Source organism: Pseudomonas sp. LB3P25 (genome assembly GCF_054897985.1).
Genome location: NZ_CM142711.1, coordinates 1,587,372 through 1,600,370, shown reverse-complemented (window position 1 = coordinate 1,600,370; position 12,999 = coordinate 1,587,372). Strand labels below are relative to the sequence as shown.

General features: G+C 59.7%; 12 protein-coding genes. 5 read left to right on the top strand and 7 right to left on the bottom strand.

Going from position 1 to position 12,999, the window contains the following annotated elements:
• The first annotated feature begins 60 nt into the window (after nucleotides 1-60).
• The 3 genes from ACYZTW_RS06965 (at nucleotide 61) to ACYZTW_RS06955 (ending at nucleotide 4,772) form a co-directional block, all read left to right on the top strand.
• Nucleotides 61-1,827: a sensor histidine kinase gene (locus ACYZTW_RS06965; RefSeq protein WP_462004275.1), complete on the top strand. Its 1,767-nt coding sequence runs from the start codon at nucleotides 61-63 to the stop codon at nucleotides 1,825-1,827.
• A complete protein-coding gene (locus ACYZTW_RS06960) occupies nucleotides 1,821-3,155 on the top strand; it encodes a sigma-54-dependent transcriptional regulator (protein WP_462004274.1) in 1,335 nt (444 codons plus the stop codon). Before ACYZTW_RS06965 ends, ACYZTW_RS06960 begins: the two co-directional genes overlap by 7 nt.
• Nucleotides 3,156-3,452: 297 nt before the next feature.
• Nucleotides 3,453-4,772, top strand: coding sequence for an MFS transporter (locus ACYZTW_RS06955; protein ID WP_462004273.1), 1,320 nt, complete (start codon nucleotides 3,453-3,455; stop codon nucleotides 4,770-4,772).
• A 127-nt stretch (nucleotides 4,773-4,899) separates the two neighbouring features.
• Here ACYZTW_RS06955 and ACYZTW_RS06950 read toward each other — a convergent pair whose 3' ends face one another.
• Nucleotides 4,900-5,655, bottom strand: a complete 756-nt coding sequence (locus ACYZTW_RS06950; RefSeq protein WP_462004272.1) for a COG4705 family protein — start codon at nucleotides 5,653-5,655, stop codon at nucleotides 4,900-4,902.
• 400 nt (nucleotides 5,656-6,055) lie between these two features.
• Here ACYZTW_RS06950 and ACYZTW_RS06945 point away from each other — a divergent pair, with 400 nt between their 5' ends.
• Nucleotides 6,056-6,685 (top strand): flavin reductase family protein, encoded by a 630-nt coding sequence (locus ACYZTW_RS06945; protein ID WP_462004271.1) that lies wholly within the window; start codon nucleotides 6,056-6,058, stop codon nucleotides 6,683-6,685.
• On the opposite strand, the gene ACYZTW_RS06940 is transcribed toward ACYZTW_RS06945, so the two are convergent.
• Both ACYZTW_RS06940 and ACYZTW_RS06935 read right to left on the bottom strand, forming a co-directional pair.
• Nucleotides 6,686-6,916 (bottom strand): hypothetical protein, encoded by a 231-nt coding sequence (locus tag ACYZTW_RS06940; RefSeq protein ID WP_008156042.1) that lies wholly within the window; start codon nucleotides 6,914-6,916, stop codon nucleotides 6,686-6,688.
• A gap of 41 nt (nucleotides 6,917-6,957) precedes the next feature.
• Nucleotides 6,958-7,311, bottom strand: coding sequence for a putative quinol monooxygenase (locus tag ACYZTW_RS06935; protein WP_283181489.1), 354 nt, complete (start codon nucleotides 7,309-7,311; stop codon nucleotides 6,958-6,960).
• Nucleotides 7,312-7,645: 334 nt separating this feature from the next.
• On the opposite strand from ACYZTW_RS06935, the gene ACYZTW_RS06930 reads away from it, so the two are divergent.
• Nucleotides 7,646-8,575 (top strand): AraC family transcriptional regulator, encoded by a 930-nt coding sequence (locus tag ACYZTW_RS06930; protein ID WP_462004270.1) that lies wholly within the window; start codon nucleotides 7,646-7,648, stop codon nucleotides 8,573-8,575.
• Between the two features lie 206 nt (nucleotides 8,576-8,781).
• Here ACYZTW_RS06930 and ACYZTW_RS06925 read toward each other — a convergent pair whose 3' ends face one another.
• The 4 genes from ACYZTW_RS06925 to ACYZTW_RS06910 form a co-directional block, all read right to left on the bottom strand.
• Entirely contained in the window at nucleotides 8,782-9,837 is a 1,056-nt protein-coding gene (locus ACYZTW_RS06925; RefSeq protein ID WP_462004269.1) for an ABC transporter ATP-binding protein, read from the bottom strand.
• A 15-nt stretch (nucleotides 9,838-9,852) separates the two neighbouring features.
• On the bottom strand, nucleotides 9,853-10,701 hold the full coding sequence (locus ACYZTW_RS06920; protein WP_462004268.1) for an ABC transporter permease: 849 nt from the start codon (nucleotides 10,699-10,701) through the stop codon (nucleotides 9,853-9,855).
• Nucleotides 10,698-11,606: an ABC transporter permease gene (locus tag ACYZTW_RS06915; protein WP_150798174.1), complete on the bottom strand. Its 909-nt coding sequence runs from the start codon at nucleotides 11,604-11,606 to the stop codon at nucleotides 10,698-10,700. Before ACYZTW_RS06915 ends, ACYZTW_RS06920 begins: the two co-directional genes overlap by 4 nt.
• A 194-nt stretch (nucleotides 11,607-11,800) precedes the next feature.
• Nucleotides 11,801-12,904 carry an ABC transporter substrate-binding protein gene (locus ACYZTW_RS06910; RefSeq protein ID WP_462004267.1) on the bottom strand — a complete coding sequence of 368 codons (1,104 nt, stop codon included), beginning with the start codon at nucleotides 12,902-12,904 and terminating at the stop codon, nucleotides 11,801-11,803.
• Nucleotides 12,905-12,999 lie beyond the last annotated feature (95 nt).

Here is a 12,999-nt window from a genome sequence, read left to right as displayed (position 1 = left end):
AAAACAAGTTCAGGGCCACATGCTATCGTGCCCGCCCGAATACCTATATTTGCCAAAAGCATGTTTGTAACCTCTCGCGCCTTGAGACTGACGCTCTACACCTTGCTGATCATCGCGGGCGCCATCTTTGCCGCCGGCTTGGCCATGCGTCACGCCGAACGCCAGGCGCTGGTCGAAGACGCCGCCCGCGCCAATCAGCAATTGGCGTTGTACGCCAATTCCCTGCACACCCTGATCGATCGCTACCGCGCCCTGCCCGCCGTGCTGGCGCTGGACCCGGAGTTGCGCGCAGCCCTCAAGGGCTCGGTATCCGCTGAACAGCAGGACGCACTGAACCGCAAACTGGAAAAGATCAATGGCGCGGCGCAATCCTCGACCCTCGAACTGCTGGATCACACCGGTCTGGCCGTAGCCGCCAGCAATTGGCGTTTGCCCAGCAGTTACGTCGGCCACAACTATGGCTTTCGCCCCTACTTCAGCCAGACCCGTACCCAGGGCACCGGGCGTTTTTACGCGGTGGGTGTGACCAGTGGCATTCCCGGTTACTTCCTGTCCAGCGCGGTCACCGATGACGACGGTCAGTTCCTCGGCGCCATGGTGGTGAAACTCGAGTTTCCGGAACTGGAGCGCGAGTGGCGTCAGGGCAGCGACACGCTGCTGGTCAGTGATGCACGCGGGATTATCTTCATCGCCAATCAGCCGGGCTGGCGTTATCGCCTGTTGAAACCGTTGAACGACAGCGATCACGCCGAGCTCAAGACCACCCGCCAATACGACAAACAACCGCTGACACCGCTGGATTATCAATCGCTGCAGCGCTTTGACGACAACAGCGATCTGACGCGCGTCGTAGGCCCCGACGGCACGGCGAATTACCTGTGGGAATCGCTGCCGCTGAGCACGGAAGGCTGGACGCTGCACCTGCTGCGCCGCCCGCAAGTCGCGTTCGAAGACAGCCGCAACGCCGCGCTCGCCGCTGCCGGGTTGTGGCTGGCGCTGGTGTTTCTGTTGCTGTTCCTCAATCAGCGCTGGCGTCTGGCCAAACTGCGCCAGCGCAGCCGCGAAGAGCTCGAACAACTGGTGGAAGAGCGCACCCGCGACCTGCGCACCGCTCAGGACGGTCTGGTGCAATCGGCCAAACTCGCCGCGCTCGGCCAGATGTCCGCCGCACTGGCCCATGAAATCAACCAGCCCCTGACCGCCCAGCGCATGCAACTGGCGACCTTGCGCCTGCTGCTCGATCACGGTCGGGTCGACGATGCCTACAAGGCGCTCAAACCGGTGGATGACATGCTCACGCGCATGGCTGCCCTGACCGGTCACCTGAAAACCTTCGCCCGCAAAAGCCCCAGCGGCCTACGCGAACGGCTGGATTTGGCGTCGGTGGTGGACCAATCGTTGCAGCTGCTCGACACAAGGTTGCGCGATGAACAGGTCAGTACGGTGCTGCACCTGACACGTCCGGCCTGGGTGCGTGGCGATGCGATTCGCCTGGAACAGGTGCTGATCAACTTGCTGCGCAATGCCTTGGACGCCATGCAGGACAAACCCTGCAAACGCCTGGAAATCCGTCTCGAAGCCGACGAACAACTCTGGCGCCTGACGGTCGCCGACAACGGTGGCGGCATTGCCGAAGAGCACTTGGCCAACGTGTTCGATCCGTTCTTCACCACCAAACCGGTGGGTGATGGCCTGGGCCTCGGGCTGGCCGTATCCTTTGCCATCGTTCACGAATCGGGCGGACGCCTGAGCGCCGACAATCATGCAAACGGCGCGGTGTTCACCGTGACCCTGCCCATCGACCTGGAGGCGCCTGGCTCATGCTGAATTCAGTGATGGTGGTCGACGACGAAAGCAGTATTCGCAGTGCCGTCGAACAATGGCTGAGCCTGTCGGGGTTCGAGGTGCAGTTGTTCAGCCGCGCCGATGAGTGCCTGGCGCAGTTGCCGAAGCATTTCCCCGGGGTGATCCTCAGCGACGTGCGCATGCCTGGCATGACCGGCCTGGAACTGCTGGCGGAGGTTCAACGGCGCGATGCCGACTTGCCGGTGATTCTGCTGACTGGCCACGGCGATGTGCCGATGGCGGTCGAAGCGATGCGCGATGGCGCCTACGACTTCCTTGAAAAACCCTTCAGCCCCGAAACCCTGCTCGGCAGTCTGCGCCGCGCGCTGGACAAGCGGCGGTTGGTGCTGGAAAACCGCGCCCTGCACGAGCAGGCGGACAACCGCGCCAAACTCGATACGACGCTGCTGGGCGTGTCCCGTGGTTTGCAGACGCTGCGTCGGCAAGTGCTGGACCTGGCAACGCTGCCGGTCAATGTGTTGATTCGCGGTGAAACCGGCAGCGGCAAAGAGTTGGTTGCCCGTTGCCTGCACGACTTTGGTCCGCGTGCCGACAAACCGTTTGTGGCGTTGAACTGTGCGGCGATTCCCGAGCAGTTGTTCGAGGCCGAATTGTTCGGTCACGAGAGCGGCGCGTTCACCGGCGCTTCAGGCAAACGCATCGGCAAGCTCGAATATGCCGATGGAGGCACCTTGTTTCTCGATGAAATCGAAAGCATGCCATTGGCCCAACAAGTGAAATTGCTGCGGGTGTTGCAGGAGCAGAAGCTGGAGCGGTTGGGTTCCAATCAAAGCATTCGCGTTGATTTGCGGATCATCGCCGCGACAAAACCCGACTTGCTGGATGAAGCCCGGGCTGGACGTTTTCGCGAGGATCTGGCCTATCGATTGAACGTGGCCGAGTTGCGGCTGCCGCCGTTGCGCGAGCGGCGTGAAGACATTCCGTTGTTGTTCGAGTCGTTTGCGCAGAATGCTGCCGAGCGTCTGGGGCGCACTTTTCCACCCCTGAGCGGCCCGCAGTTGAGCCACCTGCTGAGCCACGACTGGCCGGGCAACGTGCGCGAATTGGCAAACGTTGCTGAGCGGCAAGTGTTGGGGCTGGGCGAGCCGGAACCGGTGGGGATTGATCCTGGGCAGTCGCTGGCGGCGCAGCAGGAAGCGTTTGAAGCGCATTGTTTGCGCGCGGCGTTGACCCGGCATAAGGGCGATGTGAAAGCGGTGCTTGAAGAGCTGCAGCTGCCGCGCCGGACGTTCAATGAAAAGATGCAGCGGCATAGCCTGACCCGCGAGATGTTCCTGCAAGACAGTTGAGTTTTGTAGTGCCTGGAGTGGCCCCTTCGCGAGCAGGCTCGCTCCCACAATGGACCGGCGTACACCCATCTACTGTGGGAGCGAGCCTGCTCGCGAAGGGGCCGGCACAGACAACACATCTCATGACCAATAAGCGATTTTCCGCTCACACCCCCTCAAAAATAAGCGGATTTCCGCTCACTCAAGTTTCAAACCCCCTCTAAACCGGCCCTCCTCTCTTTGGCACAGCTCCTGCTATAGCCCAAGCAGGCTGCGTTTCAACGCGCTCCACAAAAACAATTAAATGAAGGATCCGTCATGGATAACTCACAAACCCTGCCTCTTGGGTCGGCAGCTTCGCCTGCCAAAGAAAGAACCACTGCCAGTCGCATCAAATCGATCTTCAGCGGCTCAGTCGGCAACATGGTCGAGTGGTACGACTGGTACGTCTACGCCGCCTTCTCCCTGTACTTCGCCAAAGCCTTTTTCCCCAAAGGCGACACCACCGCACAACTGCTGAACACCGCTGCGATCTTCGCCGTGGGCTTCCTGATGCGCCCGATCGGTGGCTGGCTGATGGGCCTCTACGCTGACAAGGCCGGTCGCAAACGTGCGTTGATGGCCTCGGTCTACCTGATGTGCTTCGGCTCGCTGCTGATCGCCCTGAGCCCGGGTTATGAAACCATCGGCATCGGCGCGCCGATCCTGCTGGTGTTCGCGCGCCTGCTGCAAGGTTTGTCGGTCGGGGGTGAGTACGGCACCTCGGCGACTTACCTCAGCGAGATGGCGACCAAGGAACGTCGCGGTTTCTACTCCAGCTTCCAGTACGTGACCCTGATCTCCGGTCAGCTCATCGCGTTGGCCGTGCTGATCGTGCTGCAACAGACCCTGACCACTGAAGAGCTGTACGCCTGGGGCTGGCGCATCCCGTTCGCCATCGGTGCGTTGTGTGCGGTGGTCGCGCTCTACCTGCGTCGTGGCATGGAAGAAACCGAGTCGTTCACCAAGAAAGAGAAGGCTAAGGAAAGCGCGATGCGCACCTTGATGCGCCATCCGAAGGAACTGATGACCGTGGTCGGCCTGACCATGGGGGGCACCCTGGCGTTCTACACCTACACCACGTACATGCAGAAATACCTGGTGAACACCGTCGGTATGAGCATCTCCGACTCCACCACCATTTCCGCCGCCACGCTGTTCCTGTTCATGTGCTTGCAACCGCTTGTTGGCGGGCTCTCGGATAAAGTCGGTCGCCGGCCAATCCTGATTGCCTTCGGTATTCTCGGGACGCTGTTCACCGTACCGATCCTGACCACCCTGCACACCGTGCAAACCTGGTGGGGCGCGTTCTTCCTGATCATGGCGGCGCTGATCATCGTCAGCGGCTACACCTCGATTAACGCGGTGGTAAAAGCCGAACTGTTCCCGACCGAAATCCGCGCACTGGGCGTCGGCCTGCCGTACGCGCTGACCGTGTCGATCTTCGGCGGCACCGCTGAATACATCGCACTGTGGTTCAAGAGCATCGGCATGGAAACCGGTTACTACTGGTATGTCACCGCGTGTATTGCCGTGTCGTTGCTGGTCTACGTGACCATGAAAGACACCCGCAAGCATTCGCGGATCGAGACGGACTGACAGTTACATTGATGGTGGCTGTGATGGCCCCATCGCGAGCAGGCTCACTCCCACATTTGACCGCATTCTCATGAAAGAACTCGGTCAGTGTGGGAGCGAGCCTGCTCGCGATGGCCGCACCTCGGTATCAAGTCAACTCGGAAACCGCCGGTTTCGTGAACTTGTTTTGCACGTAAGAAGCCCCCGCAATCAACACCACCAAAATCCCCGCCAACACCAACGACGAACCAATGGTGCCGAAATCCAGCCCACCCTTTTCATGGGGCTTGGTCAGGAAGTCGCCCAGCGTCGCGCCGAACGGCCGCGTCAGCACAAACGCCACCCAGAACAGCAGCACCGACGAAATCTTCGTGAAGTATTTGAGCAACACCACCACCGCAATGGTCGAACCGATCAGCAGTGCGCCACCCGCAAAACCGAGGCCCGAGTCATCGGCCAGGTAGTCGCCAAGCGCAGTGCCCAGGGTGTTGGAAAACAGTATCGCCATCCAATAGAACATCTCGCCGCGAAAGGTCTGGACCTTGGTGACGTTCAGCGAATCGCCGCTCAAGCGCCAGGCAGCAAAAATCCCTATCAAAATCGCAATCAGGATCATCGAGCCCGTGGCATAGCCCAACCCAAGGGTGCGGTCCATGAAATCAGACATGGTGGTGCCGGCCGTGCTGGTCGACAAAATCACGATCCAGTACAGCACCGGCTTGTAGGTTTTGGAGATCAACTGCGTGATCAGCGTCAGTACGAACACGCTGATCAAAATCAGCGAGCTGATGGCGTAACCGACGTTGAGGGTCATCGACAGCAAATCCCCCGCGGTTTCCCCCAGGGTTGTCGCGCAGATTTTCATCACCCAGAACGCCAGGGTGATTTGAGGAAGTTTGTTCATCGAGGGTAAATCTCCAGTGTTCATGGCGGCCGTTTGAAGACTTTTGGCCGTTGCGCAGACTGAAGAGGGGGCGGTGAAAAATAGGTAAGTGCTGTATGAAAAAACTGTCACATCGGCAAAAGTCCGAATTAATCAGCGGTTAATGCGCTCCACAGATTCGCTTCGGCTGGGCGTAGTTGTTTCTGGAGGACCACAAATTCCAGAGTCGACTGATAACCCTGTGGGAGCGAGCCTGCTCGCGATTGCGGACTGACATTCAACATTGATGTCGACTGATACTCCGCCATCGTCGGAACGCAGCCCGGAGCAGGCTCGCTCCCACATTGGAATCTCACTGCTGGAAATTATCGGCTCGTCCTTGCACCATGGCCGTCTCCCAAGAGCTCCTGGAATCCACCTCATGCCCGACGACATCCACTTCTACGAACCCGCCAACGGCCACGGCCTGCCGCATGATCCGTTCAACGCCATCGTCGGCCCGCGCCCCATTGGCTGGATTTCTTCTCAGGATGCGAATGGTCGCCTGAACCTGGCGCCTTACAGTTTCTTCAACGCCTTCAACTACATTCCGCCGATCATTGGTTTTTCCAGTGTCGGGCGCAAAGACAGCCTGAATAACATCGAGCAAACCGGCGAATTCGCCTGGAACCTGGCGACCCGTCCGTTGGCCGAGCAGATGAACCAGTGTTCTGCCATGGTCCCACCCGACACCAACGAATTCGAACTGTCCGGGCTGACGCCGGTCGCGTCGAAAATCATTCAGGTGCCGCGCGTTGCCGAAAGCCCGGTGTCCTTCGAGTGCAAGGTCACGCAGATCATTCAGTTGCAGCGGGCCGATGGGAACGTGGTGCCGAGCTGGCTGATTCTCGGCGAAGTGGTCGCCGTGCATATCGCCAAGTGGCTATTGAAGGATGGGGTGTACGACACCGCCGCGGCAGAACCGATTCTGCGCGGCGGCGGGCCAGCGGATTATTTCCAGCTGGGGCCTGAGGCGTTGTTCAAGATGTATCGCCCGAGGGCGGTCAAGTAATTACCAGATCAGGTCGCCGTCTTCGCTGACGTCCCTGAGACGGGTCAGTTCTTTGGCTGCGGCCTCATCGGCCTCATGGGCAGTTTTGAAGGTCTGTTCTTCGAGCAGCTTATGAAAGCGCGGTGCACCCGAACCACCGATGGCTTTGGTGGCGATTGCGGCGTGATAACCGCCTTCACGGGGTACTACGGCAGATACGGCTTCGAAGGTTTCAAAGGCTTTGCGTGCCATGTCGCGGATCCTGGCTGATTGAGAGTTGAGCCATTAAACCCTCAACCCGCCATTTTGTGTACCCACGACTGAGACTGCCCCAGCGCCTGGGCGGCCGATACGTCCTTGAAGGTATGAAAATCCAGGCTGTTGACCACCAGGTCTTGCACCAACTCGGCAAAAATCTGCATGGCCGGGGTGCTGAAGTAAGCGGTCATGGCCTGCTGGTTCATCCAGAAACCGGACACCAGCCACAACTCGGGATCGCACTGCGAATGTTGCAGGGCGAAGCTCAAGCAACCCGGTGCGCTGCGAGACGGTTCGATCAACGCGCTGAGGCGCGCGCCGAGTTCCGCTGAACGCCCGGCGCGGGCGCGGACAAAGGCCATATGACTGACGGGGATCTGCGTAGACATGGTTAACCCTCCCAGGTACTCGAGTGGCAGCCGTGGGACGGGCTGCGACAGGATCCAAGGTTAAGCGCCCGGGTGCTGCGCCGTTAGTCGATTCCTGCCGGCTTGTTGCACAATCCTGCGAAGCTGTACCCCGCACCTGTAAAAACGTGTAAATCCTGTCACAGGACTGAAACACGGCTTTCAAGCAAGTTTTCCTTGGGTTGCCCTGTCATAGAGGCGCCGTCAATTCACTCCGTGCAGAATCAGGCAAGGTTGAGGCAGGATGTGTCTACCGCTTCGTCTTGCACAAACTTATGCTCGCCGAATGACCAACGCTTCAACGAGGATGCCCGACATGTCGTCGCTCGATCATTTTCAACCCCCGCTGGACGCCGACATGGAGAAACAGCGCGCGGAACTGGCCGCTATCATCCGCCGTAACACGGCGGAAGATGGCACTTATGCCACGGCCGTCGGTTCGCTGTTTATGGCACGGCACAGTAAGTCCCATGACTTTGCCCCGGGGTTGGCGCAACCGGCGTTGTGCATCATGGCGCAGGGTCGCAAAGAGGTCAGGCTGGCCGACGAATACTTCAATTACGATCCGCTGAATTACCTGGTGGTGTCGGTCTCTATGCCGCTGAGCGGGCGGGTGGTGAATGTCACGTCTGAAGAGCCGATCCTCTCGGTACGGCTGGACATCGATCCGGCGGAAATCACCGCGTTGATTGCCGACGCCGGCCCCTTGAGTGTACCGACCCGCCCTACCGGCCGCGGCCTGTATGTCGAACGGATCGACACGGCCATGCTCGACGCCGTGCTGCGTCTGGCGCGATTGCTGGACGCCCCGAAAGACATCGCCATGCTCGCACCGCTGATTCGTCGGGAAATTCTTTATCGGCTGTTGCGCAGCCAGCAGGGCCATCGGCTGTATGAAATTGCGATCGCCAACAGCCAAAGCCATCGCATCAGTCAGGCGATCAAATGGCTCAACGGCAACTATGAACAGCCGCTGCGCATCGATGATCTGGCGAAGGAAGTGAACCTGAGCGTGTCGACGTTGCATCACCGGTTCAAGGCGATGACGGCGATGAGTCCGTTGCAGTATCAGAAGCAACTGCGCCTGCAAGAAGCGCGGCGGTTGATGCTGGCGGAAGGGTTGGAGGCTTCAGCGGCGGGGTATCGGGTCGGGTATGAAAGCCCTTCGCAATTCAGCCGGGAGTACAGCCGGTTGTTCGGGGCGCCGCCGTTGCGGGATTTGGCGCGGTTGCGGTTGTCGGTTTGAGGTGTTGAGGTGGTTTCAAGAGCCACCCCTCACCCCAGCCCTCTCCCCACGGGGGAGAGGGGGAAAGGGAGCCGATCTTCATGCTTTTCAAAGCTTGAGTTCGGCTCGATATTTCAAGTCGATGTCACTCGAAAGAACACCTCAGTCGGCCCCCTCTACCCCTTGGGGAGAGGGCTGGGGTGAGGGGTGGATCTGACGGCAGGAACTCAGGCGCTAAGTACGCGGCAAGCCTCAGCCGGCAACGTCACCGACACCGGATTGCCAATGCTCAACCCAAACCCCTGACACGGCGTACTCAACGCCGTAAACGACACCCCGGAACACTCCACGGTCGTCTCAATCGTCGCGCCAATATCACGCACAAACGTCACCTTACCGAGCAACCGGTTACCCGCCGTCGCCTGTGGATGCGACAGTTGCAGGTCCTCAGGGCGAATCAGCATCTTCACTTTCTCACCCACCACGATGCTGCTGCAGATCGGTACTTCCAGCGCATCACCACCCGGCAACCCAATCTTGCCGTTGCCCAGCGCAGTGGCCGGAAAAATGTTGCCCGAGCCGATAAAGTCCGCGACAAACTCATTGGCCGGGTGACGATAGATTTCAATCGGCGTGCCCACTTGCTGCACGCGATGTTCACCCAATACCACGACGATATCCGCCATGGTCATGGCTTCACGCTGGTCGTGGGTCACCAGGATGGTGGTGATGTTCAAGCGTTGTTGCAGCTGACGGATTTCCACCTGCATCGACTCACGCAGTTTGGCGTCCAGCGCCGAAAGCGGTTCGTCGAGCAGCAGGATTTTCGGGTGATTGGCAATCGCCCGGGCAATCGCCACGCGCTGACGTTGACCGCCAGACAGCTTCGCCACTGGACGATCAATCATCTCCCGCAGCTGAATCAGTTCCAGCAACTCCACCACCCGCGCCTGCTGATCGGCCTTGCTGACGCCACGCAGTTTCAGCGGATAGGCGATGTTCTCCCCCACCGTCATGTGCGGAAACAGCGCCAGCGATTGAAACACCATGCCGAAATTACGTTGATGCGCAGGCGTGTGGCCGATGTCTTCACCGTCCAGACGAATCTCGCCGCCGCTCAGGGTTTCGAGCCCTGCAATCATTCGCAGCAACGTGGTTTTGCCGCAGCCCGACGGGCCGAGAAAACACACCAGTTTGCCCTCAGGCAAATGCAGGTTTACATCCTTTACCGCGCAGGCCGAGCCGTAATGTTTCTCGACGTTTTCCAGAATCAGACCAGTCATGTTGCACCTCAAGAATCAGAACGAAACGCCACCTTCACCGACTAGCTTCTCCAACGCCCAAATCAGGACGAAGTCGATCAGCACGATCAGCACGGCAAACGAAAATACGGTTGGGTCGAGCGAAGACACGGTGCGGCTGTACATCCAGATCGGCACGGTCATGACGTCGATGGTGTAGAGGAAATAGGTCACGGTGAATTCGTTGAACGAGACGATGAACGCCAGCAGCATCCCCGCCAGAATCCCCGACTTCATCAGCGGCACCACCACATCGATAATCGCCCGGGTCGGTGAAGCGCCAAGCATCTGTGCGGCTTCTTCGACTTCGCTGCCGATGGAGAGCATCGCGGCGGTGCAGTTTTTCACCACGAACGGCAACGCCAGGATCACGTGGGCAATCACCAGCCGCGAGGTGGTCATCTGGAACGGCAGGCTGTCGAACACCAGCAGCAACGCCAGGCCCAACACCACCATCGGAAACACCAGCGGCAGCGACATCAATTGCAGCGCCACGGCTTTGCCGCGGAACTCGCAACGGGTCAGGGCATAAGCGGCCGGCACCGCAATGATCGTTGCAAACACCATGGTCAGGCACGCCACCATCAGGCTGGTGGTCATGGCCTTGCCGAGGCTCAGCACATCGCTGGAATCCGGCGACACGAAGGTGTGCCAGGCAGCCTTGTACCACTGCAGGCTGTAGCTGCTCGGCGGGAAGTCGAGGTTCGACGCACCGCTGAACGACATCACGATCATGGTCAGGATCGGCAACACCGCCAGCAGCAGGATGAAGCCCGACAGGATGCCGGCAAACTTGCCGGTCTCGCCGGGCAGCAGCCCATAACGTTTCTTGATCAGGGTGCTCATTGGGAAGCCTCCAGCATGCGCCGACGACGGCCAGTGATGTATTCGGACAAGGTCATGATCGCGAGCGTGGTGACAATCAACACCACACCGGCAGCGGAGGCGGCGGGCCAGTTCATCAGCGGGGCGATCTGGTCATGCACCATCACCGCCAGCATCGGCACGCGACGGCCACCGAGCAGCAAAGGCACCACGAAGCTGCTGGCGTTGTAGGCGAACACCAACGTCGCGCCCGTGATGATCCCCGGCATGCTCATCGGCAGCACCACCTGGCGGAACACCTGCAAACGGCTGGCGCCCAGGGTTGCAGCGGCTTCTTCATAAGTACGGGCGACGCCGCGCATGGCGCTGGCAATCGGCAGCACTGCCAACGGGAACGCGGTTTGCACCAGGCCCATCAGTACGCCGTTCTGGTTGTAGAGCAACATGATCGGGCGCTTGATCAGGCCCAGGCCCATCAGCGCCTGATTGAGCATCCCGCCCGGGCCGAGAATCACCAGCCAGCCGTAGCTTTGCAGCAACAGGTTGACCAGCAACGGCAACAGCACCGCGGCGAGGAAGATCCGTCGCACGAAGGGAGAGGTCAGCCGCGACATGGTGTAGGCCACCGGGATCGCCAACACGACCGCGATCACCGCGCTGATCAGCGCCAGACGCAGGGTCAGCAGCAAGGATTTGAGGTAATACGGTTCCAGCAATTGGGCGTAACTGGCCAGGCTGAACCCGGTCCATTCCGCGCCCTTGGTACCCACGCTCATGCGCAGAACCAGGAGGCTGGCGGCGATCAGTACGCCCAGAAACAGCATCGACGGCGAGAGAAAAAACCAGGCACGCGTCGTCGGCGAAACACCCCGGTTGGCACGCACGGGAGCCGCGCTTACCGGATGAGTCAAAGGTTGGTGTTCCATAGCAAGGGTCTCGTCAATGGAAAGCAGCTGACAAACACAAGACTTAAAACCACATTGGCCCCTTGTGGGAGCGAGCCTGCTCGCGAAAGCGATCCATCAGTCGACATCAATAGTGAATGTCAGTCCGCATTCGCGAGCAGGCTCGCTCCCACAGGGGATCTTCAGTGGTTGAAGATCCTGTGTTCGCCACTCGATCAGGAAGAAAAGATTTCCGTGTAACGACGAATCCATTGGTCATGCACGGTGGCCAGGAAGGCGTTGTCGTGCATGATCGCCTTCTCGGCAATCTGCTCCGGCGTGAGGATGTACGGGCTCTTGCGCGCTTCGGCGGAGATGATCGCCTTGGCGTTGACCGGGCCGTTGTAGATGTCTTCAGCCATCTTGCCCTGCACCAGTGGGTCCAGAGAGTGGTTGATGAAGGCGTAGGCCAGGTCGGTATCGCCCGGACGATTCTTCGGCATCACCGACAGCATCAGGTCGGTGTAGAAGCCTTCCTTCATGCCGAAAGTGGCGCCCAGACCGTAGGCCGGATCGCGAATCTGTTTCGGGAAAAACGCCGGCGCGTACAAGCCGCCCAAGTCCAGGGAACCGGTGCGGAACAGTTCGGCGATCTGGTTCGGGTTTTCACCCAGGGTCACCACACGATCCTTGAGCTCGGCGAGTTTCTTGAAGCCAGGCTCGATGTTGTGTTCGTCACCACCGGCCAGTTTGGCGGCGATGATGATCAGGTCCATCGCTTCGGTCCAGTTCGGCGGCGGCAGGAAGATGTTCGGCGCCAACTCGGGATCCCACAGGGAGGCGTAACTGTCCGGCGCCTCTTTGATCGTGCGGGTGCTGTAAACCAGGCTGTTGCACCAGAGCAGGTAACCGATGCCGTGGCCATTGGCGCCGGTGCGGTATTTCTCCGGTACGTCGACCAGGTTGGGGATGCGGTTGAGGTCGGGTTTTTCCAGCAGGTTGGCGGCGGCCAGACCTTCGGCGCCGACGCCTGCCAGGGTGATGATGTCGTACTGCGGACGATCACCGCCGGCCTTGAGTTTGGCGACCATTTCCGAGGTACTGCCGGTGCGGTCAGCGATGACCTTGCAGCCGTATTTGTCTTCGAAGGTTGCCGCGATGTTGCGCAGTGCGGCGAGACCGGTGTCATCCGACCAGGTCAGCAAACGCAGGGTCTTGCCCTGGAAGCGTGTGTCACTGGCGTTGGCCCGGATGAAGGGCATGCTAATGGCCGCCGCAGCTACCGACGCCACGCCCACGGTTTTAATGAATTGACGTCTGTTTAAATCATGCTCGCCCATGAAGGACTCCCTTTGTTTTTGTAAGTATGAGGTGGGTCGCAACCGTTGCATCCGCGCGCCCAGATCAGCACCAACCCCCCGGTTTCAAAGGGCTT

Coding starts and splice junctions, on each gene's coding strand:
- ACYZTW_RS06965 (WP_462004275.1), top strand. CDS start 61: ATGTTTGTAACCTCTCGCGCCTTGAGACTGACGCTCTACACCTTGCTG.
- ACYZTW_RS06960 (WP_462004274.1), top strand. CDS start 1,821: ATGCTGAATTCAGTGATGGTGGTCGACGACGAAAGCAGTATTCGCAGT.
- ACYZTW_RS06955 (WP_462004273.1), top strand. CDS start 3,453: ATGGATAACTCACAAACCCTGCCTCTTGGGTCGGCAGCTTCGCCTGCC.
- ACYZTW_RS06950 (WP_462004272.1), bottom strand. CDS start 5,655: ATGAACAAACTTCCTCAAATCACCCTGGCGTTCTGGGTGATGAAAATC.
- ACYZTW_RS06945 (WP_462004271.1), top strand. CDS start 6,056: ATGCCCGACGACATCCACTTCTACGAACCCGCCAACGGCCACGGCCTG.
- ACYZTW_RS06940 (WP_008156042.1), bottom strand. CDS start 6,916: ATGGCACGCAAAGCCTTTGAAACCTTCGAAGCCGTATCTGCCGTAGTA.
- ACYZTW_RS06935 (WP_283181489.1), bottom strand. CDS start 7,311: ATGTCTACGCAGATCCCCGTCAGTCATATGGCCTTTGTCCGCGCCCGC.
- ACYZTW_RS06930 (WP_462004270.1), top strand. CDS start 7,646: ATGTCGTCGCTCGATCATTTTCAACCCCCGCTGGACGCCGACATGGAG.
- ACYZTW_RS06925 (WP_462004269.1), bottom strand. CDS start 9,837: ATGACTGGTCTGATTCTGGAAAACGTCGAGAAACATTACGGCTCGGCC.
- ACYZTW_RS06920 (WP_462004268.1), bottom strand. CDS start 10,701: ATGAGCACCCTGATCAAGAAACGTTATGGGCTGCTGCCCGGCGAGACC.
- ACYZTW_RS06915 (WP_150798174.1), bottom strand. CDS start 11,606: ATGGAACACCAACCTTTGACTCATCCGGTAAGCGCGGCTCCCGTGCGT.
- ACYZTW_RS06910 (WP_462004267.1), bottom strand. CDS start 12,904: ATGGGCGAGCATGATTTAAACAGACGTCAATTCATTAAAACCGTGGGC.